Raw genomic sequence first — 323 nt, 5'->3', positions numbered from 1 at the left:
AATAATATTAGTGGAAACGGAACATTACGACTCGATACCTCAGCAACTCCAACGATTAAAGATATTGCTGGAAACTCGTTAACAACAGCCTTTAATACAGGTGAAACTTATACCGTTGAGGTCATAACGCCAACACCGACCCCAACTCCAACGCCGACGATAACACCTAGCCCAACACCGACAATAACACCAACTCCAACACCCACACCGACGATAACACCTAGCCCAACGCCGACAATAACACCGACCCCAACACCCACACCGACGATAACACCGACCCCAACACCGACCCCAACTCCAACGCCCACACCGACAATAACACC

The 323-nt window shown here is 49.5% G+C and carries 1 protein-coding gene; it reads left to right on the top strand.

Translation table 11 applies throughout. The features are described from left to right. Positions 1-323: hypothetical protein (locus PL9214_RS29540; RefSeq protein WP_222425320.1), on the top strand; the 323-nt coding region annotated here is incomplete at both ends.

It is taken from the genome of Planktothrix tepida PCC 9214 (assembly GCF_900009145.1).
Classification (GTDB): domain Bacteria; phylum Cyanobacteriota; class Cyanobacteriia; order Cyanobacteriales; family Microcoleaceae; genus Planktothrix; species Planktothrix tepida.
Note: the sequence above shows the minus strand (reverse complement) of the source record. Positions and strands in the feature narration are given on the sequence as shown.